The 24309-nt window shown below is 32.4% G+C and carries 22 protein-coding genes and 1 pseudogene; 6 read left to right on the forward strand and 17 right to left on the reverse strand.

Annotation, left to right across the window (positions count from 1 at the left end):
• Positions 1 to 89: 89 nt before the first annotated feature.
• Complete coding sequence (pheT, locus tag J6V67_RS06530; protein ID WP_291860464.1) at positions 90 to 1826, reverse strand: phenylalanine--tRNA ligase subunit beta; 1737 nt, start codon at positions 1824 to 1826, stop codon at positions 90 to 92.
• Entirely contained in the window at positions 1823 to 2815 is a 993-nt protein-coding gene (gene pheS / locus J6V67_RS06535; protein ID WP_291860467.1) for a phenylalanine--tRNA ligase subunit alpha, read from the reverse strand. The genes pheT and pheS overlap by 4 nt, the downstream gene beginning before the upstream one ends.
• Before the next feature lie 219 nt (positions 2816 to 3034).
• On the opposite strand from pheS, the gene J6V67_RS06540 reads away from it, so the two are divergent.
• Positions 3035 to 3394: a histidine triad nucleotide-binding protein gene (locus J6V67_RS06540; protein ID WP_291860470.1), complete on the forward strand. Its 360-nt coding sequence runs from the start codon at positions 3035 to 3037 to the stop codon at positions 3392 to 3394.
• A 1-nt stretch (position 3395) separates the two neighbouring features.
• On the opposite strand, the gene J6V67_RS06545 is transcribed toward J6V67_RS06540, so the two are convergent.
• Genes J6V67_RS06545 through purD form a run of 6 tightly spaced genes read right to left on the reverse strand, consistent with a single transcriptional unit; the run spans position 3396 to position 10999 of the window.
• Positions 3396 to 4238: a universal stress protein gene (locus J6V67_RS06545; protein ID WP_291860473.1), complete on the reverse strand. Its 843-nt coding sequence runs from the start codon at positions 4236 to 4238 to the stop codon at positions 3396 to 3398.
• A gap of 12 nt (positions 4239 to 4250) precedes the next feature.
• Positions 4251 to 6431, reverse strand: coding sequence for a polyribonucleotide nucleotidyltransferase (locus J6V67_RS06550; protein WP_291860478.1), 2181 nt, complete (start codon positions 6429 to 6431; stop codon positions 4251 to 4253).
• Positions 6432 to 7127 (reverse strand): phosphoribosyltransferase family protein, encoded by a 696-nt coding sequence (locus tag J6V67_RS06555; RefSeq protein ID WP_291860480.1) that lies wholly within the window; start codon positions 7125 to 7127, stop codon positions 6432 to 6434.
• Complete coding sequence (locus J6V67_RS06560; protein WP_291860482.1) at positions 7124 to 9307, reverse strand: OstA-like protein; 2184 nt, start codon at positions 9305 to 9307, stop codon at positions 7124 to 7126. Before J6V67_RS06560 ends, J6V67_RS06555 begins: the two co-directional genes overlap by 4 nt.
• Entirely contained in the window at positions 9297 to 9755 is a 459-nt protein-coding gene (locus J6V67_RS06565) for an RDD family protein (RefSeq protein ID WP_086224764.1), read from the reverse strand. Before J6V67_RS06565 ends, J6V67_RS06560 begins: the two co-directional genes overlap by 11 nt.
• Positions 9755 to 10999: a phosphoribosylamine--glycine ligase gene (gene purD / locus J6V67_RS06570; RefSeq protein WP_291860492.1), complete on the reverse strand. Its 1245-nt coding sequence runs from the start codon at positions 10997 to 10999 to the stop codon at positions 9755 to 9757. Before purD ends, J6V67_RS06565 begins: the two co-directional genes overlap by 1 nt.
• Before the next feature lie 331 nt (positions 11000 to 11330).
• Here purD and J6V67_RS06575 point away from each other — a divergent pair, with 331 nt between their 5' ends.
• The 3 genes from J6V67_RS06575 to J6V67_RS06585 are packed head-to-tail and all read left to right on the forward strand — an operon-like array spanning position 11331 to position 13586.
• On the forward strand, positions 11331 to 11813 hold the full coding sequence (locus J6V67_RS06575; RefSeq protein WP_291860494.1) for a GNAT family N-acetyltransferase: 483 nt from the start codon (positions 11331 to 11333) through the stop codon (positions 11811 to 11813).
• A 19-nt stretch (positions 11814 to 11832) separates the two neighbouring features.
• Positions 11833 to 12453 carry a uracil-DNA glycosylase family protein gene (locus tag J6V67_RS06580; RefSeq protein ID WP_291860497.1) on the forward strand — a complete coding sequence of 207 codons (621 nt, stop codon included), beginning with the start codon at positions 11833 to 11835 and terminating at the stop codon, positions 12451 to 12453.
• Positions 12450 to 13586, forward strand: a complete 1137-nt coding sequence (locus tag J6V67_RS06585; RefSeq protein WP_291860500.1) for a hypothetical protein — start codon at positions 12450 to 12452, stop codon at positions 13584 to 13586. Before J6V67_RS06580 ends, J6V67_RS06585 begins: the two co-directional genes overlap by 4 nt.
• Positions 13587 to 13615: 29 nt before the next feature.
• On the opposite strand, the gene J6V67_RS06590 is transcribed toward J6V67_RS06585, so the two are convergent.
• The 7 genes from J6V67_RS06590 to J6V67_RS06620 are packed head-to-tail and all read right to left on the reverse strand — an operon-like array spanning position 13616 to position 21098.
• On the reverse strand, positions 13616 to 14020 hold the full coding sequence (locus tag J6V67_RS06590; protein WP_291860503.1) for a YbgC/FadM family acyl-CoA thioesterase: 405 nt from the start codon (positions 14018 to 14020) through the stop codon (positions 13616 to 13618).
• The gene (locus tag J6V67_RS06595) at positions 14020 to 14493 is read right to left on the reverse strand and encodes a DUF4149 domain-containing protein (protein ID WP_291860506.1); all 474 of its coding nucleotides are present in this window, start codon (positions 14491 to 14493) and stop codon (positions 14020 to 14022) included. Before J6V67_RS06595 ends, J6V67_RS06590 begins: the two co-directional genes overlap by 1 nt.
• On the reverse strand, positions 14494 to 15285 hold the full coding sequence (gene prmC / locus J6V67_RS06600; protein WP_291860509.1) for a peptide chain release factor N(5)-glutamine methyltransferase: 792 nt from the start codon (positions 15283 to 15285) through the stop codon (positions 14494 to 14496).
• Positions 15272 to 16468: a M48 family metallopeptidase gene (locus tag J6V67_RS06605; protein ID WP_291860512.1), complete on the reverse strand. Its 1197-nt coding sequence runs from the start codon at positions 16466 to 16468 to the stop codon at positions 15272 to 15274. Before J6V67_RS06605 ends, prmC begins: the two co-directional genes overlap by 14 nt.
• Positions 16469 to 16475: 7 nt before the next feature.
• The gene (locus tag J6V67_RS06610) at positions 16476 to 17855 is read right to left on the reverse strand and encodes a sodium-dependent transporter (RefSeq protein ID WP_291860515.1); all 1380 of its coding nucleotides are present in this window, start codon (positions 17853 to 17855) and stop codon (positions 16476 to 16478) included.
• A 9-nt stretch (positions 17856 to 17864) separates the two neighbouring features.
• A complete protein-coding gene (gene abc-f, locus J6V67_RS06615) occupies positions 17865 to 19793 on the reverse strand; it encodes a ribosomal protection-like ABC-F family protein (RefSeq protein ID WP_291860518.1) in 1929 nt (642 codons plus the stop codon).
• A 9-nt stretch (positions 19794 to 19802) separates the two neighbouring features.
• Positions 19803 to 21098 carry an MFS transporter gene (locus tag J6V67_RS06620; RefSeq protein WP_291860521.1) on the reverse strand — a complete coding sequence of 432 codons (1296 nt, stop codon included), beginning with the start codon at positions 21096 to 21098 and terminating at the stop codon, positions 19803 to 19805.
• Between the two features lie 189 nt (positions 21099 to 21287).
• Here J6V67_RS06620 and J6V67_RS06625 point away from each other — a divergent pair, with 189 nt between their 5' ends.
• Positions 21288 to 21884, forward strand: coding sequence for a M48 family metallopeptidase (locus tag J6V67_RS06625; protein WP_291860524.1), 597 nt, complete (start codon positions 21288 to 21290; stop codon positions 21882 to 21884).
• On the opposite strand, the gene J6V67_RS06630 is transcribed toward J6V67_RS06625, so the two are convergent.
• On the reverse strand, positions 21874 to 22740 hold the full coding sequence (locus tag J6V67_RS06630; protein WP_291860528.1) for a carbon-nitrogen hydrolase: 867 nt from the start codon (positions 22738 to 22740) through the stop codon (positions 21874 to 21876). The genes J6V67_RS06625 and J6V67_RS06630 overlap by 11 nt on opposite strands.
• A complete protein-coding gene (locus J6V67_RS06635) occupies positions 22740 to 23711 on the reverse strand; it encodes an agmatine deiminase family protein (protein WP_291860531.1) in 972 nt (323 codons plus the stop codon). Before J6V67_RS06635 ends, J6V67_RS06630 begins: the two co-directional genes overlap by 1 nt.
• A gap of 138 nt (positions 23712 to 23849) precedes the next feature.
• Here J6V67_RS06635 and J6V67_RS06640 point away from each other — a divergent pair.
• Positions 23850 to 24309: pseudogene (locus tag J6V67_RS06640) on the forward strand (MBOAT family protein); the annotation flags it as partial.

A 24309-nucleotide genomic window follows, 5' to 3' on the forward strand; every position in this document is an offset into this window, starting at 1 on the left:
AAATGTATAAAATTAATAGTATCTGGTTTAGCTCCATTTAAATGCCTTGGCTCACCTAAAAGCCCACTAAAGACAAAAACAAATTTAGCTCATTGTAAACCATCTTTACTTATCACATCACCAAATTCAAATAGCTTAACTGATCTTTTTGAGTTTTTGATATTAAAGCTAGCTGCATTTAGCAAGTGATTTATTAATGTAGGTTTTAACACGCTTAACTCGCTATTTATAGGATTTAGTAGTGTCTTAGATGAGCATACTACACCAAGTTCTTTTAGCTCAATTGGATTATCAAATAGATAATGCACACTCTCAAAAAATCCTAAATTTGCTGCTTTTTGTCTAATATTGCGTGAAAGCTTATATCGCTCATAAGACTCATTTGTGCGATTTTTCTCGCTAAATTCGAGTGCTTTAGCAGGAATATTATCAATTCCAATAATTCTTACAATCTCTTCGCAAATATCATGTGAATTTACAATATCATGACGCCATAGCGGAACTTTGGCATAAATTTGCTCATTATCAGATGTTGCGCTAATCTCAAAACCAAGCTTTTTAAGAATTCTAGCAATATCTGTACTACTAATTGCCATTCCAATCATTGCGCTAATCTCAGATGAGCCAAAACCAATAGCAATTGGCTCTCTGCTAAGCTGGACTTGCTGGGTACCAGAATATGGTGTGATATTATTATTTTTTGTAAAAATATTAAATAAAATATTCATCGCATAATTTAAATTTGGTTCAGAACCACGAGTTGAACGGTAAGCAAACTCATCTTTTTTAATATCTTTATTGTTGCCTAAAATCTCTGAGATTAAATTTGGCTCTATATAGCTAGCTTCTATGATAGCTATTTTACTATTTTCATCCACTCTTGCGTCATCATTTTGACTAATACCTGCAATGCTTAAAAGTCTATCTCCGCAGTGAATTCCATATGCGCCATTTTCAAGCTTTTTTATAGTTAAAGCTATCTTTTCATCACTACTACTAGCTAACTTGCCATGGTCATAAGCCCTAAATATCACCCCAGTATAATGAGTTAAGCACTCTAAAAGTCGCTCTAAATTCGTAGTCTTTTGCGATCCTATTAATGCAGCTCTTAATGCTAATTTTAAGCTTTCTTTAAAGCCTTCACCTATCTCAATAGCCCTATAAGCAAAAGCACCATTAATCAAAGCTTCACAATGTACGCTAACTAAACGCCCAATTCCAAGCTGTCTATCATCTTCGTTTATTGCTTTTTCATCTCGCAAGATAAGATCAAGAGCGCATGAAAGATCTCTGGCTATACCATAAATACTTAAGCAATCCCCACGGTTTGGCGTTAGTTCAATCTCTATAATATCATCATCAAAGATATCAAATTCATTCAAAGCCTTGCCTAAGACTAACTCTCCAATGCTATCATCTAAGATCATGATTCCATCATTTATTTTAGGAAGACCAAGTTCTGTTGATGAACATAGCATTCCACTACTTTGTACGCCTCTTAATTTAGCCTCTTTAATCTCTAAACCATTTGGCATAACAGCACCAACCATAGCTACAGCTACATATATATCTGCAGTTGCATTCTTAGCTCCACAAACTATCTGTAAAATTTTATCACCAACATCTACTTCACAAACGTGTAAATGATCGCTATTTTCATGTTTTACACAACTTTTAACATAACCAACTACGATATTATTAGGTACTTTTATATTTGTACAACTATCTACTTCTAGACCGATTGAATTTAACTTTTGACATATCTGCTCTGTACTAAAATTTGAAAGATCTATGATCTCATTTAACCACTTTTTGCTTATTATCATTTAAACTGCTCCAATAGTCTAATATCCCCTTCAAACAAGCTTCTAAGATCAGGAATTCTATGAAGCAACATCGCAAAACGCTCCACACCAAGCCCAAACGCATATCCGCTTACATTTTTATACCCTACGGCTTTAAATACATTTGGATCTACTACACCGCTACCAAGTACTTCTAGCCATCCAGTTTGCTTACAAACCCTACATCCGCATCCATTACAAAATATACAACTAATATCAACTTCTGTACTAGGCTCGGTAAATGGGAAGAAGCTAGGGCGGAATCTTACTTTAACATCGCCAAACATATATCTTAAAAAATCCTCTAAGATATACTTTAAATTTGCAAAGCTAACCTTTGATTCTTCTTCTACTACTAAGCCTTCTACTTGATGAAACATAGGAGTATGTGTAAGGTCTAAATCTCTACGAAAAACAGAACCAGGCGCTATCATACGAATTGGTGGTTTTTGATTTAGCATAGTACGAACTTGCACCGGGCTAGTATGAGTTCTAAGAAGCTTAAAATCCTTTAGATAAAATGTATCTTGCATATCTCTTGCTGGGTGATATTTTGGCAAATTTAACGCTTCAAAGTTATGAAAATCATCTTCAATTAACGGTCCTGTCTCTATACTAAAATTTTGTGCTACAAAATACTCAATAATCCTATCCATCGTCTCCATCACTGGATGTAAAGCACCAGTAGAAAGAGGCTCATTAAATAGTGAAATATCAATAGCTTCACTCTTCATTTTAGCCTTGATATACTCACTCTCAAGAATAGATTTTCTCTCGTTTAACTTAGCTGTTAGAGTGTCTCTTTTTATATTTAAACTTTGCGCATAAGCCTTTTTATTTTCAGGCTCAACATCTTTTAATCTTGCAAATTCAGCCGTAATGCTACCTTTTTTACCAAATAGTTCAAGCCGAATTTGCTCCAACTCATCCAAGCTTGCAGCTGAGTCAATTTTGGTGATAATATCTTGCAAACCATATTCCTTAACTAAATTTATTTTTATTGTATCTAAAATTTAATTAAAATAAATTGATACTAATTGCTTAAATTTACAATCACAACGATACCAAATTTAAGCCTATTAAAAATATTTAAACAACTTTAGTGAAAATCAAAAAATATTCAACATTATAGAAAATTATATAAAATTATCTGATATAATATAGCCGAATTTATATATAGGAGTTTAGTAATGTCTTGCATTTTTGATAAGATTGTAGCTGGAGAAATCCCTTCAAATAAGGTTTTAGAAAATGATAAATTTTTAGCATTTCACGATATAAATCCTAAAGCGCCTGTTCATATCTTAATAATCCCTAAAAAGCACTATGAAAATTTTCAAGAAATGGATCCAGCTTTAATGGGTGAGATGACTAAATTTATCCAAGAGGTTGCAATCGTAATTGGTGTGGATAAAACTGGATATCGCTTAGTGACTAATTGTGGTGAAAATAGTGGCCAAGAGGTGATGCATCTACATTTTCATATGCTAGGCGGAACCTCGCTAAAATGGACAGACAATCACCAAAATGACCCAAAAAGTAGTTTTTAAACTACATAAACACTGGCACTGGAGTATTTTCTAAGAAATGCTTCGTGCTACCACCTAAAAATACTTCTTTTACTCCATTTTCTCCATAGCTACTAGCTATAACCATATCAAACTGACCTTTTAAAGTATTTTCTAATAGGGCCTCACCTGGTATATTTGTGGTAGTAACCACCTCAAATGTAGCATTGATATCATGATACTTTAGATATTCAAGTAGTTTTGATTTAGCGTTTAAAGCTGTATCATCATATTTTTTAGTTACTATAATATGAACATTTTTTGCTCGTTTTAAAATATTTATAGAATTTGTTAGACTTCTTGAGATACTTGTAGTGCCATTCCAGCCAATTAATATATTATCCATACTAAATTTTTTCATCTCATTTGGGATAATAATAGCATTTTTGCCGCTATTAATTACGGTTGCATCAAATGTAGATGTAGCCTCACCATGTACTGGGCAAGTAGCTACAACTAAATCACAAAATTTTGCTTCATATTCATATACACGACTTCTAATACCATTTTGAGTTTCAAAATTTGCACTAGCTACCCCAGCTACGTTGCCAATACTTACACCCAACTCATCACAAACACTTTTAAAAATTTGATAATTTTTATTTTTTTGTTCATTTAATTCTGTTGCAAAAGCCCCTTTTAAAGACTCAAACATATTGCTTCTACTAATAGTCATATCTAAATTTGATATTAGCTCTAGATCTATTTGAGAAGATAAAAAATCTATATGAGCACCAAATTCCTTCGCAACAAGTAAACCACCATAAATGTGATTTTGTATCTCATCACTGCGAACTAATGGACAAAATATTTTTTTAATATTCATAAACACTCCTTTTTAAATTAAATCTAATGAAATTTTACCAGCTTTTATTTCACTTACTTTTACCCTAATTCTATCGCCTTCTTTGATAGGTGATTTAATTTTTGAAATATGCAAAAGACCATCTACGCCATCTCTTAATGATACAAATGCGCCAAATGTCGCTATCTTTTTAACCTCTCCATCAAATTCCTCATCAACTTTAAAATTATCTATATTCTTAACCTCTTTTTTACCACCCCTTGCTTTTGGATCTTTTTGTGTAATTTGAATTATATACTCTTTTGCTGCTTCGACCTTGCCTTTTTGCGAACCAGCTACCTTGACTTCGCCTTTTTCTCTATCTAAATCGATGCTTACATCAAATTTCTCAATTATCTCTTTAATAGTTTTACCAGCTTGACCAATAATATCAACAATTTTTGATGGATCTACACTAAATAGCTCTAATTTAGGTAAAATGTCTTCATTAATTACTATATTATTATTAGCCTCTTGCATAATATTTAAAATATGCTCTCTAGCCTCTTTAGCTTGTAGTAACGCTTCTTTTAAAACATCATGGCTAATGCCACCAAGCTTGATATCCATTTGAAGTGCTGTAATGCCATCTTTGCTACCTGCTACTTTAAAATCCATATCACCATCATGATCTTCAAGCCCCATAATATCAGTTAATACTGCATGTTTATCGCCCTCAAATACAAGCCCCATAGCTACACCTGCTACTAGCTTACAGCTTTGTACTCCAGCAGCTCTAAGCGCTAAAGAGCCTCCACATACACTAGCCATAGAACTTGATCCATTGCTTTCTAAAATTTCACTTACTAATCTAATAGAATATGGGCTATCTAATTCTATACTTGGATAAAGTGCTCTTTTGGCTAGATTACCATGACCTAATTCTCTACGACCTGGAGCTTTAATAGGACTGGCCTCACCTACACTAAATCCTGGAAAATTATAATTAAACATAAATTTATCTGCTACAGCTGTCTTTTCTGTTAATAGCTCACTCATTTGAGCATCATTATCAGTACCCAATGTTGCTACTACTAAAGCTTGCGTTTGTCCTCTTGTAAATAGACAGCTACCATGTGCATTTGGTAGTATATTTGTCTCAATACTAATTGGACGAACATCCTTAAGACCTCTACCATCAGCTCTTATTGATTCATTTATTATCTGTTCTCTTACAATTTTTTTCTTATATTTACCCAAGATATTTAGTATTAATTCTTTATCCCAGCCCTCGCTTATAGCCGTATCGCTAATGGCAATTTGATTAGCTATTTTAACTAATTCACTTGCTCGTTCGCTTTTTGCCATCTGATTTATAGCATTTTTAACTTCAGTTTTATAAAACTCATCTATATATATTGCAATATCATTATTTTCTATTTCGCTTTTATACTCTAATTGCGCTGGGGTCTTTTTATACTCTTTAAATGCTTCTTCATAGGCATTAGAACCATTTAGTATAGCCTCATTTGCAAATTTAATCGCCTCAAGCATCTTAGCTTCATCAAATTCATTCATTGATTGCTTTTGAATAAATTCACTACATAGACCCATATCTATTACTGGATCCATTACCATCATTGGAGCTATATCATTAGCTAATGTTGGCAAGCTTCTCATCTCAATCATTAAAAGCTCATCTTTAACTCCAGCTACATATAAATCAAGTGTAGATTTTTTAAGCTCTGAATTACTAGGATTTAGCACAAACTCACCATCAATATGCCCAACTCTAACTCCACATACTGGGCGTTCAACTGGAATATCACTTAGATACAAGGCTATACTTGCAGCATTTAATCCTACAACTTGTAAATCCACTTCAGGATCAGCACTTAATACCATTACTACTATTTGCGTAGGATAGGCATATCCTTTTGGAAATAACGGACGAAGACTTCTATCAATAATACGACTAGTAAGAGTTTCAAAATCCCCTGGTTTTGTCTCACGCTTTACATATCCGCCTGGGATTCTACCGGCTGCGTATTGCTTTTCTAAATACTGAACAGTCAAAGGCAAAAAATCCTCTTCAACTTGAGTATCTTCTCTTGCTATTGTAGCTAATACAACCGTATTTTTTACTCTTAAAAGTACCGCACCACTAGCTTGTTTAGCAACTTTATTTAGATCAAAAATTTGAATTTGATTATTTACTTCTATACTGCACTGCATTTATATCTCCTTTGATTTTTGTATTTTTTGTAATGGCAAATAGTGTGGGCTATCTTCTAAAACTTGCATAGCCGATTCTACTGCAACTCTTGAATTATAATAAAAATCTACATCCACAAAATTGCTTATCTTCTTAGCATAATATAAACTATCAACTAAAGTATTAAAATATGACAATATATCAGCTGCTATAAGTGGAGTACCATATATTATAGATTTAACACCTAGGTTAATAAGCGACTTAATACACACAAGTGCTGTAATACCTGTTTGGCATCCTAAATCAACTAGTAAAATATTTCTACCTTGAAGATTTTCTAAAAGCTTACCTTTGCGATATTTATAGACATTTTTTAAAATTTTTTCTTCATATTTACGATGTGCCTCACCATAGATAAAATCTAAGCTTATATCAAAAGCATTAACTAATTCGCTATTATAGACAATCTCTTCAGTTTCACTTACTATAGCAATTTCGCACTCAGGGTTATTTGGTGCATAAAGTCGCTCACTAAAAAATAGCTCATAACTAAGATCTAGCTCATTAGCAATAGCATTAGCCAAAACAACGCTATCTAAAGATGAACAAACTACGACAAAATCGCCAGATATTAGCTCATTATGTGGCAATGCATCTAGCAATTTACTTGCTGCATCTAGTTCATCTTGAAATTTAAGATCATTTGGGCTTATCAATTTGTGGCCTTATTATCTTGTTCAATAGAAAAATCATATCCCACATCCCCTAATGGATAGAAGCTAAAATATAGATACACACCCTGGCTTTTTTTAGACTCTAATCCAGCGCTAGTATTTTTAGGCTCGATATCCTCTTTATAAATTAAGCTATAATCCCAGCATTTTCTTTTATAGTGGATACCGCCTTGCCACATTTTAGTATAATCCCTTTGCAAATCATAATCCACACCTGCAAATATCTCATAATTATATGGAAGTTTTAAGCTTGCATTGCCACTTAGATAGCTCTCCTTATCGTATGCGTCGCCATCATAAAAGTTTTTATCATATGTATGCCAGATTCTAGCACCGATTTTAGCTCCGCTATATGACGCACCAGTTTGAATCTTTGCAATATCATGGTCTAAATGTGAGTATTCTATTTTATTACCAAAATCAAAATTACCATAATATAGATTTATCCGATTCTCAAAGCTCTCAAACTCATCTCTATCAAAATCATAGCTCTCTTTTACGCTATGTCTTAGCACTTTTTGGCCATTAACATTGTAAAAAAATTGAGTTCCATCAAATGTTATTCGCTCAGTTGTAAAGCTATTTGAAACTCTATCGATAAAGTTATCTTCAAATAGTGCTAGATTATTTAGATCGTAAGTTGCGCCATCTTTTATCATATAATACTTTAATAGCTTTTCGTTGATATCACCATTATTATATCCTGGTTTAATATAATCAAATTTAAAATTTATAGTATGATAAAAGCTACTAAATGCCCTTGACATATCATTTTCTAGCAAGATTCTATGATAATGATTAATTATATCATCATAATGATTATTGTAAAAATCATTGCCATCATAGTATTTTGCTCTGTTATAATCAACATGTGAAGCGTATAAATTCTCACTAATATATAAATTTACATAATCATCAAATAATCCAAACTGCAATCCCAAAGGAATATCAATCTCATATTGATTAGCACTTGCGCCAATTTCTCTAGTGTAATTATGATATTTAAAATCAAATGAATAGGTCAAATTTGGTACTATAAAGGTATTAAAAAAACTATGATATTGCACCTTTGGCAGCTCTTGAAGCGTATCGTCATTACCATATTTTGTACCGATTTTTGCCGTATCGATATAGTATTTAGCATATGTACCTAGATAGTGATTATCTGTAGCAATAAAATAATTTAATCTAGATTCCACTAGTGAGTCATGACTAGATTCATCTCTACCACGTAAATTTAAATAATCAATATCATTTAGATTTACAAATTCAAGCCACAAACCCTCTTTAAAATCACCATCAATTAAATAACTAATTAATCTATCTCTATCATAGCCTAACTCAATTCCACGATGCTGTTTATTTTTTAAATTCTCACGATGTTGATACTCGCTTCTCTCGTTGAATATTCCAGAACGAATATATCCATTAGAGTACGGTGAATCAGCAAATCTAAAAGTTGAATATAGCCCAACCCCTCTATTTGTACGGATTTGCGGGTCAAATTCTAAGTCCCATTCATTATACTCAGCCACATAAATTGGCTGTAAATACACCAGTCCTTCATCTCCATTATATGACAACTGCGGGGTTAGAAGTCCAGTTCTTCTAGTTTTATCAGTAGTAAAACCAAAATATGGTAAATACATTACCGGAGTATTTTTAACATAAAACACAGGATTATAAAGGTGTAAAAATTTACTCTGTTTATTTAATTCACCACTGCTAAATCCAATATGCCAATCTGGATCGCTAACATTACAACTAGATACAATAGCATTTTTAACGCTTAACATCTCATCAGAACTACAACTCTCATTACTTTGGAGCCAAATCTCTTTTTTCTTGTCCATTGCAAAGCTTTTATCGAAGCTCATTTCATTAGTTGCAAGATTGATTCTAGCATATTCTGAGCGGCTAGCTTCATACTCACCACGCATTAAATTTACATTGCCAAAGAGCTCAATAATATTACTCTTTTGATTATATTTTGCACTATCAGCACTAGCTAGATAGTTTTGCGAATATAGCAATACATCACCACTAGCAATTACAATATCGCCATCTTTTTGCACATCACTAGCTAAAAATTCAACATTTTCTATATTGGCCAAAAGCTCGCCACATAAAAGCCCAGCAAGGGCTAAGGCTTTAATACGCATTACAAACTACAGTCTTGGCTAATTTATCTTGCCATGTTTGCCGCTGAGAATTACCAAGCGCCCACAAAAATCCAATATAAAATAGCGTCTCACTCAAAAGCCTCATACAGGCTCTTAAAAAGCTACTACTAAGGCTAGGCCTAGATAGCATTACAGTATCTATACAAACAAGCTTGCATAACATTTTGCCAGGAGTTGCAGCATAGTACCAGATAAAAAATGTATGATACGCCACTTTCATAAGCGCAATTTGCCAAAATAAATTTGATATCGCAGCTAAAGTAGCCTCCACACCAATATCACTGGCCCTAGCGATATAATCCCAATAAATTAGCATAAATAGCACAGATATGATAACATCATCGATAGCATAAGCTAGGGCTCTCTTATTTATGCTTGCAATAGTAATATTTTCTCTATATAATTTCTCTTCTAAGCTCTCTCTCATTAAAGCGCCTGATATCCGATATCATCACGGTATTGCATACCATCAAATTTAATATTTTTAGCTAGTTCATAAGCTCTATCTCTAGCCTCTTTTACACTCGTTCCTTTACCTACAGCTACTAGTACTCTACCGCCTGTCGCATATAGGTTGCCGCCTTCTAACGACACTCCAGCATATGCTATATGCGAGTTTTGTGGAATATTTTCTACGCTTATTTTAGCTGCTGGACTGCTTTTATATGGATAATCTTTACTAGCTAATACCACGCCTACAGCAATCTCATTTTCTAGTTCAAATTTACTTAATTTTCCAAGTGCTGCACCGTGTAAAATCTCACCTAGTTCACCACGAATTAATGGCATTAAAACCTCACACTCTGGATCGCCAAATCTGACATTAAATTCAAGTACATATGGCACATCATTTACCACCATCAAGCCTACAAATAATACCCCGCAAAATGGCGCATTCTCAGCTTGCATTCCTTTAAGTGTCGGTTCTACTACCTCTTTTTCTACTCTTTTTATTAGCTCTTCATTAGCTAATGGGCTTGGCGCATAAGCACCCATTCCACCAGTATTTGGCCCCTCATCGCCGCTTAGCAATCTTTTATGATCTTGTGCTACTGGAAGTGAGACGAAGTTATTTCCATCGCAAATAGCAAAAAAACTAAGCTCAAATCCATCTAAAAACTCTTCTACTACAACTCTCTTACCAGCTGCACCAAAGCTTTCCCCGCTTAACATATCTTTTACAGCACTCTTAGCCTCATCTTTGCTCTTAGCAATTATTACGCCCTTTCCAGCACATAACCCATCTGCTTTTACTACAACTATGTCGCCTAGGGTATCAATAAATTCAGCCGCTTCATCATAATTATTAGTATTTATAAATCTTGCTGTTCTTATGTTATTTTTGGCTAAAAATTCCTTCATATATGCTTTTGAACTCTCTAATCTTGCAGCAGCGCGAGATGGGCCAAAAATAGTTAAATTATGAGCTTTAAAGATATCAACCACACCATCACTTAAAGCATTTTCAGGACCAACTATAGTAAGTTCTATTTTATTTTCAAGTGCGAATTTGGCAAGCTCATTAAAATCTTTAATATCTACATTTTGACCCAAATTTGCAGTTGCTCCATTACCTGGCGAGAAAAAAAGATTATGTTTTTGGTTATCTTGAGTTAATCTAAGTCCAATGGCGTACTCTCTACCGCCACTTCCAATAATGAGAATATTCATATAATTCCTATAAATTTAAAATACCCAGATGGTCGGTGCATAATAGAATCGGCCCTAATATAAAGCCAATCTTGCAAATAGGCAGCAGCTTTAGGTCGCAGCTTCTAAACCGTTAGGCATCAAGCAAAGTCACGTCACACCACTCTGCACATCTTCGCTAATACTAATTTGTTGGACCTTCATAAAAATGCTGTCGAGTCATCCAGGCAGAGAAATTATATCAAATTTGACTTAAATTTTAGATAGTTTATTGGATTTTAAATCAAATTTTTTTCAAATTCAGCTCCAAATTGCTATAATCTAGCATAAATTTTAAAATTTAAGGTAGAAAATGTATAAATTTAGACCCGCCAAAAAAGATGATATCAAAGATATAATTAATCTTGTTAAAGAACTAGCTGAATATGAAAAGATGAGTGATAGAATAAAATTTAGTGATGAATTATTTCAAAATTCTATTTTTGAAAAAAAATACGCTCACATTTTAGTTTGCCAATATAGCGAAAAAATCATAGGATATGCTATATATTTTTATACCTTCTCTAGCTTTCTTGGGCGTGCTGGGATATATTTAGAGGATTTATATGTTCAGCCTAAATTCCGTGGCAATGGTATTGGTAAACAATTTTTAGCCATTCTTGCTAAAAAATGCATTGATGAAGGATTGGGGCGACTAGAGTGGGAGTGTTTGACTTGGAATGAACCAAGTTTAGAGTTTTATTATAAACTTGGTGCTAAAAATAGAGATGAGTTTTTTCATCTTAGACTCGATGGTAAAGAGTTGGAAAATTTAGCAAATTTTATTAAAGATTAAATAGCTTTTTGGTAGTATAATGGATAAAAATTATACCATTTACAAGCTTGAAATATTGCGTGCAATGGGTTTTAAATTTGTTAGCTTTGGTGAGATTGTATCTCATAAAATAGATGAGTTTAACTCTTTAAAGCTATTAAATACACAAATAAAAAGCTGTAATCTTTGCCAGCTATGCAAAAGCCGAACTAACGCAGTCATTGGTAGTGGAAATATTAGTAGTGGTGTAGTTTTTGTGCTTGATAGCCCAAGTGTTAGAAGCGATGAAAATGGTCTTTGTACTCCAGATGATTCGTTTTTGCGATATTTAAATTTAGCTGGACTTAACGCAAATGAGATATATTTTACATATATTTTAAAATGTATTAATAAGCAGAATAATTGGTACTATAATGATATTTGTACAAAGTTTTTCGACCAAGAACTTGCAATCATTAAACCTAAATTTATTGTAAGCTTTGGATTAAATTGTTTTAAAGAACTAGCTAAAAATAGCTCATTTGAGAGCCATAGGGGTGGCATTTATAGACTTAAAAATTCGCTTTATATGCCGACTTTTGATAACGCTTGGATAGACAAAAATCCTAGTAAAGCTGATGAGTTTATAGCAGATTTAAAAAAAATAAAAGGATATTTATGAGAAATTTAATTATTGCATTTTTTATGATTTTTATAGCAGTCATACAGGCAAATTCGCAATCTAGATGTGATAAAGAGTGCTTAAAAGAGTTATCTCGTGGGGTTGATTTTATCCAATTTATCTACACTCCGCTAACTATAAGCGAACCTTTTAAGAGCTACTATGCTGGCATTAAAAAGCTTGCAACCATTCCAGAGATTGAAATTGGCCGCAAAGATATAAAAGTTGCTCTAATAATTCCTCAAGATGTAATAAAAAGCTACTCTGTAGTAGTGAGTGATTCAGTTTTTGCATATATTTTCAAACGTGATGTTGGTTCGCATATTGAGATATTTTATAGTGGTGATGAGAGTGCAGAAAATCTAAATTTAGCTATAAACAGAGCAAAAAATGCTGGATTTAAATATCTTATTGCTCCACTAACAACAAGCGGCTTAGAGATTGTAAATAGCGATGATTATGATGATTTAATATTTTACATTCCAACAATCAATATCAAAAATATTTCAAACCCAAGGTCAAATTTATTCTTTGGTGGCATTGACTATGAAGCACAAATTCAAAAACTACTACAAAAAGCAAATCATAAAATATCAGCTTTTGGCGATGGAAGCCGTGTGTCAAACATGCTAAATGAGATAGTTGCTACAAATAGTACTAATCCATATATTCAAAATATCGAAGGTAGCGATATCAAACTAAATTTCTTAAAAAATAATTATAAGGTTAAAAATAGCTCTATTTTTTTAAATACTCCACTCATTAAAAGCGCACTGCTTAGTTCACAATTTAGAGTATTTGAACTTGAACCATATATCTTACTTTCAACTCAGCTTAATTACAATAGCGCATTAATTAGCTTAACTCAAAGCGGAGATCGCAAAAATCTATATATAGCCAACTCTATAATGACACCTGATAGTCAACTAGAGACACTTAGTGCAATTTTAGGTGAAAAGCTTGCTTATGATTGGGTTGCTTATTCTACAATGATTGGAATGGATTTTATATATTTAAACTATATAAATAAAAGCGCGCAAGCTATATTTAAAGAAAATATGCAAGATAATCAAATACAGTACAATATAAATATTATGCGTGCTGGAAATTATGGATTTTACTTTGATGAGTAGATGATAGAGGATGATAAACTATATTAGTTTTAATCCTCATCTAACTGACTAAAAATTCTAGCAAATTCTGGCTCAAGTCTAGATAGCTTTCCACCGCTAATAAAACCCACAATAACCTTAGCACGAAATATTAACTCACGCTCACACTCACCTTTAATATTTGCTACCTTATAAATATCTTGAGCCAAAACTAGACTTACAGCACCAACTTTTATAAGCTTAGTTTTCACATCTAACACATCACCTAAAATTGCTGGCTTTAGATAATTAGCCTCAAGTTTGGTAACTACAAAATGACGATTCTCATCAAATTCAATACCAGAAGCAAATACAATCTCACTCCTAGCTCGTTCGCAAAATTTAATATAATTACTATGATATACAATTCCGCCACTATCTGTATCTTCGTAGTAAATTCTAACCTTTAATCCCATTAACTCTCCTTACGCACCCTAATAAAAAATAATACCACTTGAGCCAACATCATTACTTTCATCACAAATTCACTAGCTTTATGCATACTAGCAAATTCAGCCGTAGCAGTCGCCTCAGCTCCTAACTTTTGCGCATCTAGAATATATGGCGTAAAGTAAAAAACAAACGCCATCGCAAGTAGAGTAATAATTAGCGATAGAAAAAATGAGCTAATTTTATAGTTAAAGCTTTCATTTGTTTTTAAATTTACAATTTCAAAAATAAAAATTAACGATGAAATAAAAATCAACATAATATTATACTTTAAAAATACCTGCGTCATTAATTGACCGCTTTGATAGTGGCTCAAAACTCCATCGCCAATATACTGTGCAGGATAAAAAATCACAGGCGCCATAAATATACCAATAGCAAGCTCAGCACCAATACAAATACTAAGCAAAAATAGATAAAAACTTCTAAATTTCACCATTTATTTTCCTTTATTATAAGCTATAAATCCACGATCTAATCCAGCTAAATCGGTATAAAACTCACTTTGAAAACCAAGATTATCAAGATAATTTTGCATAGAGAGTTTTTGGTCATAACCCATCTCGCAAATTAAATATTTAGACCTAGATTTAGCAATTAGAGCAATTTCTTTTAACATCTCATCGCCCACCTCACCGCCAATTAATGCAGTCTTTGGCTCATTTAAAACCCATTTATCCAGCGGATAATTGGCTGCTATATATGGTGGATTAGAGATAATTATATCAAAATCACCGTCAATTTTATCAAGATAATTAGACTCTATAAGCTCTATATTAGCTTGAAATTTATCTTTATTTATCTTAGCATACCTAAGTGCATCCAAGCTAATATCAGTAGCGATTATCTTAGCATTTTTAAGCTCTAAAGCTAAAGATATGCTAATAATACCACTTCCAACGCCAATCTCAGCAATCCTTGGTGCATTAAACTTACTAGCTATATCTAGGGCTTTTTCTATCAAAATCTCAGTCTCAAATCTTGGGATTAAAACCCCTTTTCCTACCTCAAAATCTCGCCCCATAAACTCACAATATCCAGTGATATACTCTAGAGGTTCTCCGTTTTTATATCTATCTAATAATTCTATAAATTTATCTTTTTTAACCAACTCATCATTTAAATGTAAAAATATCCACTCTCTACTTTTTTTTAAATGAAACTCCATTAATAAGTATGCAAAACGATTACCAAATTCCTTGGCTAAGTTCAAACCATCACAAATTCTCAAGATGCTTTAGCCTCTCAAATAAAGTTGGATGCGAATGATATACAAAACTATAAAACGGATGAGAAAGCGGAAAAGATTTATTTTCTTTACCAAGCTTTTTAAGAGCTGATATCATATACTCTTTATTAGTTTTATTAGCACCAAATTCATCAGCACCAAATTCATGCGACCTAGAAAATGTCGATATTAAAGGCTCTACAACCACCATAAAAAGTGAAGAGTATAGCAAGAAAAAGATAAACAATCCGCCACCACTTTGTTCTAATCCAAGTGCGGTATAAATATTAACTGGAATATTTCCAAAAATTGCAAAAAAACCAAACAAAACCGCACCCATTAAGGCTATATTTTTAATTATATCTTTATGTTTGAAGTGGCCAAGCTCATGGCCAAGAACCGCTATAATCTCATTTTTATCTAGCTTATTTATCAATGTATCAAATAGCACTACTCTCTTAGTCGCTCCAATACCACCAAAATAAGCATTTAACCTATTATCTCTCTTGCTTGCGTCCATACTATATACGCCACTACTTTTAAATCCGCATGAGCTTAACAGATCATTGATGGCTAAATTTAATTCATCATTTTGCAATGGTGTGATTTTGTTAAATATTGGAGCTATAATTGTTGGATATATTAAATTTACTAATAAAATCAATCCAAAACTAATACCAAAAGCCCATATCCACCAACTTTGCCCTAAAAACTCATAACAAATTAATAAAATCCATGAAACCCCAAATCCAAATATAAATATCATCGCTAAAGTCTTAATAAAGTCCATAGCAAAAAGTCCTGCAGTGCTATTGCAAAAGCCAAATTTCTTATCCATTACAAATTTACTATATATCTCAAAAGGTAGATTTATAATTGCTCCAATAGCCAAAAATAAAGTAACAAGCAAGGCGTCTTTAACTACTGTTATCTCTACGCCACTAAGACTAGAAGACAAGGCGCTAGCTCCCCATACGCTCCATATAGCTACAGTAATAAATAGATAAATATTATGAATTATTTCAAATTTTTGCTTTTGTATTGCTACTGCAGCTGCACTATTAAATTCCGCCTCTGGTAATACCACTGGCTCTTTGCAACATTTGATATAATTTATCTGTAAAATACTTAAAATAACCCTATAAATTGTAAAAAGAGCATACAAGGCAATTAAAATCTCAAGCATACAAAACTCACTTTAAAAAATTATCATAAAAACTACTAATAAATACAACTAAGATTATAAATGGAATTACAAATTTAACATAATAAAACCATATATTTATAACCATTTTTGAACTTTTAGTTCCATACATTATCTCGGCTTTAGCCTCATCTTTTAACACCCAACCGACAAAAAGTGCACAAAATAGTGAAGTAATAACAAAAAATATTGTAGCACTAATAGCATCATAGGCATCAAAAATATTTTTACCAAAAATTGTAATATCAGATAAAATATTTGTAGCCATTAAAGAAGGAAGATTACCAACTACAAAAATTACACTAAGTACTATCAAAATAGCACTATGACGTTTAATTTTAAATTTCTCTTCTAAAACAGTAATAATAACTTCATAAATTGGCAACGAAGTAGTAAGTGCTGCAATCATAAGTAAGCTAAAAAATGCAATAGCCATAACCTCTCCAGCAAACATATTAGAAAATACTATCGGTAAGCTTTTAAATACTAAACTTGGGCCACTATCAGGAGAGATTCCAAAAGTAAATAAAGATGGAAATATCATAAATCCAGCCACTACAGCAATTATAGTATTGATAACTCCAGTTATTACTGATGTTTTAATAAGATCTTCATCTTTTCTTAAAAAACTAGAAAGTGTGATCATAACTCCAAATCCAAGCGATAAAGCAAAGAAAACTTGACCTAAAACATCAATAAATAACTTCATACTTATTTTGCTAAAATCTGGCGTAAGATAAAATTTAATCCCTTCAAGAGCCCCATCAAGAGTAATATTTCTAGCGACCATAGCTAGCATTAATATAAATAGTAACGGCATTAAATATTTCGCAGCTTTTTCTATTCCATCTACTGCGCCTTTGACTAGTATAATATAGTTAATAAATACAAAAATAACCGTCATAATAGCAATAGCAAATGGTGAATTAATAATATTTGCCTCATAAAACTCAGCTGTTATAGTAGAATTTATTGGTTGTGAAATATCAAATTTTCCAACAAGAATATTATATATATAATCTAATACCCAACCACCAATTACCATATAATACGCCATAATACCAAAAGCACCACATATACCCATCCAACCTACAATTTTCCAAAGCGGATTTACTTTTTTGCCATTTGCATGACCACCAAATGCATCAACTGAGTTAATATGCAGCCTTCTACCTATAGCATTCTCAGCTAAAATCATTGGAATACCAATTACAAGCATTGCTATACAAAATACAAGAACATAAGCACCACCGCCATTTTGTCCTACCAAATATGGAAAACGCCAAGTAGCGCCAAACCCAATAGTAGCGCCAGCCACAGCTAAAATATATGTAAGTCTAGAACTCCATGTTTGTCTATTTTCTATCATAATTTTTCCTTAACTTTGCGAAAGTTCAAGCACTTCAAAGTACTCATTCTCAAGCGAATTTAGCTCACCTTTTTTCTCTTCAAGCTCTTCAAATAGTGTCTGTAGGCCAATTTTTTGATAAATTTCTGGTGTTGAAAGAGCATGATTTAATTCGCTAATTCTACTCTCTAAAGCCTCTATTAATGCTGGATGATTTTGTAAAATTTGATTTTGTTTATAACTTAATTTGACTTTAGATGTCTTTGGTTTTTCTTTGATCTCTATATTTTGACCTAGCTCTTTTTCTATATCGCTTAGCTGATTTAACTCTTCTTCTATGTCTAGATACTCACTATATTCCATATAAATTTGTTCGATTTTGCCATTTTCATATGCCCAAAGTTTATTAGTAATCTTATCTATAAAATATCTATCATGACTTACTATAAGAATAGCTCCCTCAAAGCTTAATAAATACTCTTCTAATATATTAATAGTAGCTATATCAAGATCATTTGTTGGTTCATCTAAGATTAAGCAATCATACTCTTTAGTAAAAAGCAAAGCCAAAGCTAGACGATTTTTCTCTCCACCACTTAATACTCCTACAGGCTTATCTAAAAACTCTTTTGGGAATAAAAAATTCTTAAGATATCCATATACATGATAATTACGACCACGAACCATTATATGGTCGCCTCCATTTGGACAAAATAGCTCAATTAATGATTTATCATCACTAATACTTTTTCTACTTTGATCAAAATACCCGATTCTAATCTCGCCACGATTTATTACACCACTATCAGCTTCTAACTCACCCAATAAAATTTTTAACATAGTAGATTTGCCACTACCATTTCTGCCTACGATACCTATTCGCTCGCCTTGTAAAACCCTAGCATTAAAATCGCTAAAAAGCACCTTATTATCTATAGTTTTAGATAAATTTTTACACTCAAATAGCATCTTTTTACGATTTTGATTTAATCCACCACCATTAAAACTTTTACTAGCTCTTTCTAGCTCTAATTTAACTCTTCTAATTAGCCCTGGATTTTTCTTGGCCTCTTCACGCATTGCTAAAATTCTTTGTTTTCTTCCTTCATTACGTTTTAGCCTTGCCTTTACGCCACGCCTTAGCCACTCCTCTTCGCTTTTTAAATTCTTAATTAGAGTCTCATGTGATTTAGCTAAACTTCTTAAAATTTCCTCTTTTTTGGTTAGATAATTAGCATATCCTCCCTCAAAACTTCTTAAGCCACCATCTTCGATCTCAACCGAACGAGTAGCAAGTCTATCAATAAAATATCTATCATGGCTAATAAATACAATTGTCTGATTAGAAGATAATAATAACTCCTCAAGAAATCTAACCATATATACATCAAGATGGTTAGTTGGCTCATCAAGTAAAAGTACATCAGGTTTTTTTAATATCAATGCTCCAAGTGCAACTCTACGAATCTCTCCACCGCTTAAGCTATTTACTAGTCTATTTTCATACTCTCTAAGACCAAAACTATCTAAAATTCTCTCAATTTTATTTTCTATATTCCATCCATCTTTAGACTCAATAAACTTAACAAGTTCATCTTGACGATGAAGTAGCTCAGGATTATCATGCTCATTGCTTATTTGTGCTAAAACGCTCTCATACTCATCTCTAGCATCAAATATCTCTTTAAGTTCATAATTTAATGCATCTTTGACGCTTAACCTATCATCAAATCTAGGCGTTTGGGCTAACATCTCAATACTTATTGAATTTTGCGTTATCACCCTACCGCTATCAATCTCGCACTCTCCACGCAAGATCTTCATTAAAGTACTTTTACCACCACCATTTTTACCAATTATAGCGATTCTTTCCTTTTCGTTTACGCTAAAATTTGCTTCAGTTAAAATAATCTTTTCACCAAATTTCTTACTAACTTCTATAAGATCGATGAGCGCCATATCAAATTCCTATATGTTAATATCTTTGCGGTTAAGCATAAACCACACGCTACACGCAGCAGCAATTAGCCCTAAAAGCACCATATAATATGCTAAATACATAGGATCAAATTTAAATACCATAGCAGTAGCAAATGGAGTAGTCACGCCTCCAGCTATGGCATAAGCTATATTGTAGGCAAATGAAATTCCGCTAAATCTAAGCTTATTAGGAAATAGTGCAATCATCAAAAATGGCGCCCCGCACGGACCAACGCAGGCCAATAAACTACTAAGCAAATAAAGTATTAGTACCGTCTTAAAGCTCGCCCCGCTATAAAGTGCATCAAAATAAGCATAAACTAAAACCGAAAATAATAAAGCCAATACTAAAGTTGTTTTAGCAATACCATATTTATCGCTTAATCTACCATAAACAAAACAACCAAAACATAAAAGAATTATAGCACCCATCTGCATATATATAGTTGTAAGACGCCCCAACTCCACTCCATCAGCACTAAATGCCTTAGGCATAAAATTTGGCATCAAAAGTATCAATACAACAATACAACCGGTCAAAACCCAGGTAATAAACATAGATACAATACTATCGATTTTATGAAATTTAAATACGGATTTTAAAGGAATTTTATCAAGCTCATTCTTCTCTTGCATCTCTTTAAATACTGGAGTCTCGCTTAAATATTTTCTAAGATATATAGATATAATCCCAAAAATACCGCCCAAAATAAATGGCAATCTCCACATTCCATCTCTAATCTCATCATCGCTCCAAATATCTTTAACAATCATAGTAACAAAGCTGCCAAGCAAGATACCAGCTACAACTGCAGCTGTAAGAACGCTTATGCTAGTATATAATTTTCCACGAGGCGCATGCTCGCTTACAAACACCCACGCCCCAGGAAGCTCTCCTCCAATTGCGATACCTTGTAAAACCCTAATAATAACTAAAATAATTGGCGCTAAATACCCAATACTCTCAAATGTCGGCATAATACCTAATAAAAATGTAGGAATTACCATAAGTAAAATAGAGAGCATAAACATATTTTTACGGCCATTTTTATCCCCAAAATGGGCCATAATAATTCCGCCAAGTGGTCTAGCTAAATATCCAGCAGCAAAGGTTCCATATGTATTAAAAATTGCCCAAAATGGATCCAAATCAGCCGGAAAAAATAGTAAAGATATATAAGAAGCAAAAAATACAAAGATAATAAAATCATAAAATTCAAGCATTCCACCCAGAGATGAAAGCCCTAAAATTCTAATGTCTGATCTACTAAATGATCTAGCCATCTCATTCCTTATTTAAAAAATTAAATCTAGTATTATACAAAAGCATTACTAAAATAGAGTTTAATGAGTAAAGTAAAATACTATTTGTTTAAATACTATTTAATAATTTAAATTTTCAATTTAAATAAATTCAGCAAAATATATCAAAAATATAGATAAAATCTATAAATTTAACCATAAGGAATTAAATTGATAGAGTATGAAGGTTTTAAGATAGAATGCATTAAAAAACGGGTAAAATATCTACGTTTAAAGATTACTAAAGCTGGTGATATTAAGCTTGTAGTTCCACTTAATGCAAATAAATTTCAGATAAAAAGCTTTATCTCATCTCACACCAAGTGGATCGAAAAAACTTTATCTAAAATACCAAAAAGTGATCCAAATTCCATAAATTTTTTAGGCAAAAGCTATCAAATTCAAATTTCACCAGATTTTAAAATAATTAATCAGCAAATATTTACACCAGATATTCAAACCTTTACACACTATGCAAATAGTAGATTAAAAGAGTTAATAAATCAATATATAAATATCTATAATCCCAAAATAAATAGACCAATAAATGCTGTAAGAATCAAACAAATGAACACAAGATGGGGGAGCTGCAATAGTAAAAAAGGATATCTAAACTTTAGCACAAATTTAATTCAAAAAGATATTAAATTTATCGAGTATGTAGTCCTTCACGAATTAGCTCACCTCATCTATCCACATCACAAAAAAGAGTTTTATGATTTTATCTACTCTTTAATGCCTGATTTTAAATCTAGACTTAATCTATAAATCTTTTTGTAATATCGCTATAAGCCTCAATTCTTCTATCACGTAAAAATGGCCACCAACGACGAACTTGTTCGCATTTTTGCATATCTATATCTACTATTTGAACAATCTCATCAGTTGAATTTGATCTAAACAGCTCTACACCTTGAGCATCAAAAACGAAGCTATTTCCCCAAAATCTAATACCTCCGCCGTTTTCATCACTCTCAAAACCTACACGATTTACTGCAATTACTGGCAAACTATTGGCTACACTATGACCTCTTTGTACTGCTACCCAAGCCTCTAATTGAGCTGATTTAGTAGCCTCATCATCAGAGTCAAACCAACCAATTGCTGTTGGATATATAAGCATTTTAGCTCCGCTTAAAGCCATTAATCTAGCAGCCTCAGGATACCACTGATCCCAACAAACCAAAACACCGATCCTTCCAAGACTAGTATCAATTGGCTTAAATCCTAAATCACCAGGTGTAAAATAGAATTTTTCATAAAAATTTGGATCATCTGGAATATGCATTTTTCTATACATTCCAGCCTCACTTCCATCAGTATCAAATACTACGGCAGTATTATGATATAGCCCTTCACTGCGCTTTTCAAATAATGAAGTTACTAAAACTATTTTATACTTTTTAGCTACACTACTCCAATAAGCTTTATCTGCATCAAAATCCGCTGCTAAATCAAATTTATCCACATTCTCATCTTGGCAAAAATAGGCCCCCTGATGTAGCTCTTGTAAAACTACAAGTTGGGCGCCACCGCTTGCGGCATCTTTTATCATCTGAGTAGTTTTAGTAATTGTGCTAGACTTATCGCCATAATATTTATGCGCTATTAATGCTACTTTCATTATTTTATCCTTTTATATCTATTTTGACTTGAGCAGTGCAAGCTTCCATTTTGTCTTATAAAAACCCTACTATCTACGCCTATTATTTCTCTATTAGGAATAGCATCTTTAAGAGTATTTAACGCATAATCATCAGCCTCTTTATCTCCATATGTAGGCACTATGACAGCACCATTTATAAAGATAAAATTGCAATACGTAGCTCCAAGGCGTTTTCCATTATAAAAAACTGGCTTAGGCAAAGGTAAAGCAACTAACTCAAATCCTGCGTTTTCTAGCTCTTTTTTCATTAAATTTAGCTCTGTATAATGTTCATCATTTTCATCAAGACAAGCAGCGTAAGCTACTGTATTTTTATCAATAAATCTAGCTAGAGTATCTACATGACTATCAGTATCATCACCTTTTATAAATCCATGATTTAACCAGACAATTTTTCTTAATCCAAATAGATCTTTTAATCTTGCTTCAAGTTCATCTTTGCTAAGTCTATTTCTATTATCATTTAATAGACACTCAGTGGTTGTAAGCATTACTCCATCGCCATTAAAATCTATACTTCCACCTTCTAAAATCAAATTAATCTCTTCTAATTTAGTTCCAAAATGCTCAAATAATTTCTTATTTACTACATCATCTTTGCTACTGCTAAATTTACCACCCCAAGCGTTAAATTTAAAATCATAGCTAATAATCTCGTTATCTTTTTCTACATCAATAGCGCCATAATCCCTAATCCAAGTATCATCAGTATCGATTTGCAAAAACTCACAATTATCAAACTTTTTAAATCTATCAAAATCACTTTGATTTGGCGCTATCAATAGCACTTTTTGATATTTGCTAACTGCTTTTACTAGCTCTTCATAACTATCTAAAATCTCATCTAAATACTCAGCCCAGTCGCTATTAGAGTGTGGAATACTAAGCATCAAAAGCTCTTGATTTTCCCACTCTCCAAAGGCTCTAATATTTTTTAAATTTACCATCTTAAACCTTTAATAAATTTGGCAAAGAATAACAAAAAAGATTTTAAAATCTAATAAACTATAAGTTAAATTTAGTAATTTTTTGCTACTATTTTGGGCTATTTTTACAAAAGGAGATTTATGATTTTTAGCTCTTATGCTTTTATATTTGGCTTTTTGCCTGTTATGATAGTTGGATTTTATCTATTAAAATACCTTAATTATCATAGGGCTTCTAATATATTTTTAGTCCTTGGAAGTCTATTTTTCTATGCTTTTTGGAATGTTTTGTATCTGCCTATTTTGGTTGGGTCGATTTTGATAAATTATCTTATCGCTAATAGAATTTTATCTATTAAATCAGCCAAATTGGGGGGGGGTAAGAGCCTTTTAATCATTGGAATTATCTCTAATCTTGGCTTACTTGGGTTTTTTAAATATACAGATTTTTTATTAGAAAATTTCAATCTCTTTAATCAAATTTTAAATTTAAATTTCAATATCCCTTTGCCACATATAGTTTTGCCTTTGGCTATATCATTTTTCACTTTTCAGCAGATCGCATTTTTAACTGATTGCTATAAAAATGTAGATATCAATG

The organism is Campylobacter sp., from assembly GCF_017646085.1.
GTDB lineage: Bacteria > Campylobacterota > Campylobacteria > Campylobacterales > Campylobacteraceae > Campylobacter.

Bases quoted from the DNA above. Each gene is read 5' to 3' on its own strand.
- J6V67_RS06630 (WP_291860528.1), bottom strand. From the start codon at position 22,740: ATGAAAGTAGCATTAATAGCGCATAAATATTATGGCGATAAGTCTAGC.
- J6V67_RS06590 (WP_291860503.1), bottom strand. From the start codon at position 14,020: ATGGGATTAAAGGTTAGAATTTACTACGAAGATACAGATAGTGGCGGA.
- purD (WP_291860492.1), bottom strand. From the start codon at position 10,999: ATGAATATTCTCATTATTGGAAGTGGCGGTAGAGAGTACGCCATTGGA.
- J6V67_RS06595 (WP_291860506.1), bottom strand. From the start codon at position 14,493: ATGGTGAAATTTAGAAGTTTTTATCTATTTTTGCTTAGTATTTGTATT.
- J6V67_RS06540 (WP_291860470.1), top strand. From the start codon at position 3,035: ATGTCTTGCATTTTTGATAAGATTGTAGCTGGAGAAATCCCTTCAAAT.
- J6V67_RS06575 (WP_291860494.1), top strand. From the start codon at position 11,331: ATGTATAAATTTAGACCCGCCAAAAAAGATGATATCAAAGATATAATT.
- J6V67_RS06550 (WP_291860478.1), bottom strand. From the start codon at position 6,431: ATGCAGTGCAGTATAGAAGTAAATAATCAAATTCAAATTTTTGATCTA.
- J6V67_RS06605 (WP_291860512.1), bottom strand. From the start codon at position 16,468: ATGCTTGAGATTTTAATTGCCTTGTATGCTCTTTTTACAATTTATAGG.
- J6V67_RS06620 (WP_291860521.1), bottom strand. From the start codon at position 21,098: ATGGCTAGATCATTTAGTAGATCAGACATTAGAATTTTAGGGCTTTCA.
- abc-f (WP_291860518.1), bottom strand. From the start codon at position 19,793: ATGGCGCTCATCGATCTTATAGAAGTTAGTAAGAAATTTGGTGAAAAG.
- pheT (WP_291860464.1), bottom strand. From the start codon at position 1,826: ATGATAATAAGCAAAAAGTGGTTAAATGAGATCATAGATCTTTCAAAT.
- J6V67_RS06565 (WP_086224764.1), bottom strand. From the start codon at position 9,755: ATGAGAGAGAGCTTAGAAGAGAAATTATATAGAGAAAATATTACTATT.
- J6V67_RS06580 (WP_291860497.1), top strand. From the start codon at position 11,833: ATGGATAAAAATTATACCATTTACAAGCTTGAAATATTGCGTGCAATG.
- J6V67_RS06610 (WP_291860515.1), bottom strand. From the start codon at position 17,855: ATGATAGAAAATAGACAAACATGGAGTTCTAGACTTACATATATTTTA.
- J6V67_RS06545 (WP_291860473.1), bottom strand. From the start codon at position 4,238: ATGAATATTAAAAAAATATTTTGTCCATTAGTTCGCAGTGATGAGATA.
- J6V67_RS06560 (WP_291860482.1), bottom strand. From the start codon at position 9,307: ATGCGTATTAAAGCCTTAGCCCTTGCTGGGCTTTTATGTGGCGAGCTT.
- J6V67_RS06585 (WP_291860500.1), top strand. From the start codon at position 12,450: ATGAGAAATTTAATTATTGCATTTTTTATGATTTTTATAGCAGTCATA.